We start from the raw sequence: 3296 nt of genomic DNA on the forward strand, positions 1-3296 counted from the left end.
AGACCGAGTGCAACCTCGTCGTGGCCTCCGTCGACCGGGTGATGGACCGCGTCCCCGGCGCCATGGGCCTGCCCGTGCCCGGCCACGAGGTGGCGGTCCTCGGCCCCGGCGACCGGCCCGTCGCGGCGGGCGAGGTGGGCGAGGTCTGCGTGCGCGCGCCCGACCCGGTGATGTTCCTCGAATACTGGGGCAAGCCCGAGGCCACCGCGCACAAGGTCATCGACGGCTGGCTCCGCACCGGCGACCTGGCGCTCCTCCGCGAGGACGGGCAGATGGTCTTCCACGCCCGCGACGACGACGTGATCACAAGCGCGGGCTACCGCATCGGCCCAGTCGAGATCGAGCAGGCGCTGGCCGCCCATCCCGACGTGGTCATGGCCGCCGTGGTGGGCGCGCCCGACCCGGTCCGGACCGAGATCGTCGTGGCCCATGTCGTCCTGCGCGAGGGCGCGGCCTGGGACGGCCTGCCCGAGGCACTGCAGGCGCTCGTGCGCGAGAAGGTCTCGGCCCATTGCGTGCCGCGCCGGGTCGTCCGGGCGGAGAGCCTGCCGATGACGGCCACGGGCAAGATCCTCCGCCGGGCGCTCCGCCAGCAGGTCTAGGGGGCGGAAAAGCCGGCTTTTCCGCCGGTCCCGCCGGCGGGACCGCGCCCCTCGGCCCGCGTCACTTCTCCACCGACCGCCGGATCGAGCGCACGATCAGCCAGACGAGGCCCACCGTCGGCAGCACCACGAGCGCCGTCAGCGCCGTCTTCGAGAGACCCAGCGGCTCGGCCAGGGGCCCGGTGAGATACACCAGCAGGCTCACGGCATAGTAGCTGATCGCCACGACCGACAGCCCCTCGACCGTCTTCTGCAGCCGCAGCTGCATGTCCGAGCGGCGGTCCATCGAGGCCAGCAGTTCCTGGTTCTGCGCCGAGCGGTCCACGTCCACCCGCGTCCTGAGGAGGTCGCCCGCCCGGATCGCCCGCGTCGTCATCGCCTCGAGCCGCGTCTCCGTCGACTTCACCGTGCGCATCGCCGGATCGAAGCGGCGCATCATGAACTCCGCGAAGGTCTGCCGCCCGCGGAAGCGCTCTTCCCGCAGGACGCCCACGCGCTGGTTCACGATGGCGTCGTAGGCGCCCGTCGCCCCGAAGCGGAACGCGCTCTCGGTCTGGAGCCGCTCGAGCTCGGAGGCGATCTTCAGAAGCTCGCCCAGCGTCTCGGCGGGCTGCGCCAGGTCGCCCGTCATGTCGCTCACCAGGTGCGACAGCCGCTCGTCGATGGCGCCGAGGCTCCCCGAGATCGCGCGGGCCCGCGGCAAGCCCAGCATCGACATGGTCTTGTAGGTCTCGATCTCGCAGACCCGCTGCACGATCCGCCCGAGCCGCCGGTGCCCGGTATCGGGCCGCGTGAAGACGGCGAAGCGCAGGTGGCCGGCCACGTCGATCCGGAAATCCCCGCTGATGATCGCGGTGTCGTCCAGGACGCGGCTGACCGCGAGGCTCTCGGGGACGAACCACTCGTTGATGAGCGTCTCGACCTCGGCCTCGTCCTGAGGCACCTGCATGTAGACGATATGCGCCGATGTGATGCGCGCACCCGGCGCCTCGGCCAGCCAGTCCTCGGGGAAGACCTCCCAGGCGTCCGGATCGAAGGGACGCTTCAGCCCGTTGTCGAGGAAGGCCGTGTAGGTCACGAACTCGGTGTGCTGCTCCCACTTCAGGCGGAACTTGCCGAGATCGCCGAAGAAATGCGTGGCGTCGGGCTTGGGATGCGGCGCCCCGAACCGGTCGAGGAGCGCGATCAGGTGCGCCCGGTCCCGCGCCCGGTCGCGCTTGGCGGCCTGCGAGGGCTCCTTGATGGCGAGGTAGACCGCCTGCCCCGGCGCCGCGAGCGAGGGGAAGGGCCGGGCATGGAGCTCGTTGGTGAGCGCGTAGCGCAGCGGGTGATCTTCGAGCGGCATGGCGCGGAACTCCTGGCGTGACCGGAGAATTATCCCGCCCGCGCCCGAGGTAAACCGGAAAACGCAATGAATTCGGGTGTTTGCCGGGGTGCCATCGTATACCTCGCCGCCAAGTGACTGTCCGCGCGCGGATTTTGGAAACCGCCCCTTCTGCGCTGCGGCATAATGGCCACAGCGCGGGCGGCCTCAGGTGACGCGCTTGCGCGCCCGGTGGGCGGGGTCGAGATGCTCCCGCCCCGCGATCACGGCCTCCAGATGGTCCACCGCCGCGTCGATGTCCGCCTCCCCGTTGTAGAGCGGCGCGATGCCGAAGCGCAGGATGTCGGGCGCGCGGAAGTCGCCCACGACGCCGCGGGCGATCAGCGCCTGCATGGTCGCGTAGGCCTCGCCGAAGCGGAACGACACCTGGCTCCCGCGCTGCCCGGGATCGCGCGGCGAGGCGAGGACGAGGCCCGGGCACCGCGCCTCCACGCCTGCGATGAACCGCTCCGACAGCGCCACCGACCGCGCGCGCAGATCGGCCATCGACACGCCGTCCCAGGCGTCGAGCGCGGCCTCGAGGACGCGCATCTGCACGATCGCGGGCGTGCCGATCCGCATCCGCGCGACGCCCGGCGCCGGGCGGTACTCCGCCTCGAAGCCGAAGGGCGCGGCATGGCCGAGCCAGCCGTTCAGCACCGTGTGCGCCCGGTCCGCGTGGCGCGGCGCGACGTAGAGGAAGGCGGGCGCACCGGGCCCGCCATTGAGGTACTTGTAGGTGCAGCCCACCGCGAAGTCGGCGCCCGCGCCCGCGAGGTCCACCTCGAAGGCGCCCGCCGAATGGGCGAGGTCCCAGACCGTGACGATACCCGCCGCCTGCGCCGCCGCCGTCAGCGCCGCCATGTCGTGCCGCCGCCCGCTGCGGTAGTCCACCTGCGTCAGCATCAGGACGGCGACCTCCTCCGTCAGGCTCTCCGCCACCGCCTCGGGCTCCACCACGCGGAGCGTGAAGCCGCCCTTCATGTTCGCGACGAAGCCCTGCGCCATGTAGAGGTCCGAGGGGAAGTTCCCGCTGTCGCTCAGGATGACCCGTCTGTCCGACATCGCCGCCGCCGCCGCCAGCGCCTGGAAGAGCCGGATCGACAGCGTGTCGCCGACCGTGACATGCCCCGCCTCGGCCCCGATCAGCCGCGCGATCCGGTCGCCGAGCGTGTCGGGCAGCCCCATCCAGTCGGCTCGGTTCCAGCCGCCGATCGCCATCTCGCCCCATTCCTCGCGGAGCGTCCGGCGCATCGCCGCCTCCGCGCCCGCGGGCAGCGGCCCGAGCGAGTTGCCGTCGAGATAGACTTGCCCCGGAGGCAGGCGGAAGC

At 71.9% G+C, this 3296-nt stretch carries 3 protein-coding genes; 1 reads left to right on the forward strand and 2 read right to left on the reverse strand.

What is annotated here, in order from left to right; all coding sequences use genetic code 11:
• On the forward strand, positions 1–602 hold a 602-nt coding region (locus ACTS11_RS21435; protein WP_442642304.1), incomplete at its 5' end, for an AMP-binding enzyme.
• A 61-nt stretch (positions 603–663) separates the two neighbouring features.
• Here ACTS11_RS21435 and ACTS11_RS21440 read toward each other — a convergent pair.
• A complete protein-coding gene (locus ACTS11_RS21440; protein WP_442642305.1) occupies positions 664–1947 on the reverse strand; it encodes a DUF3422 family protein in 1284 nt (427 codons plus the stop codon).
• A 186-nt stretch (positions 1948–2133) separates the two neighbouring features.
• Positions 2134–3296: kynureninase (gene kynU / locus ACTS11_RS21445; RefSeq protein ID WP_442642306.1), on the reverse strand; the 1163-nt coding region annotated here is incomplete at its 5' end.

The sequence above is a fragment of the Roseicyclus sp. genome, assembly GCF_052168335.1.
Taxonomy (GTDB): Bacteria; Pseudomonadota; Alphaproteobacteria; order Rhodobacterales; family Rhodobacteraceae; genus Roseibacterium.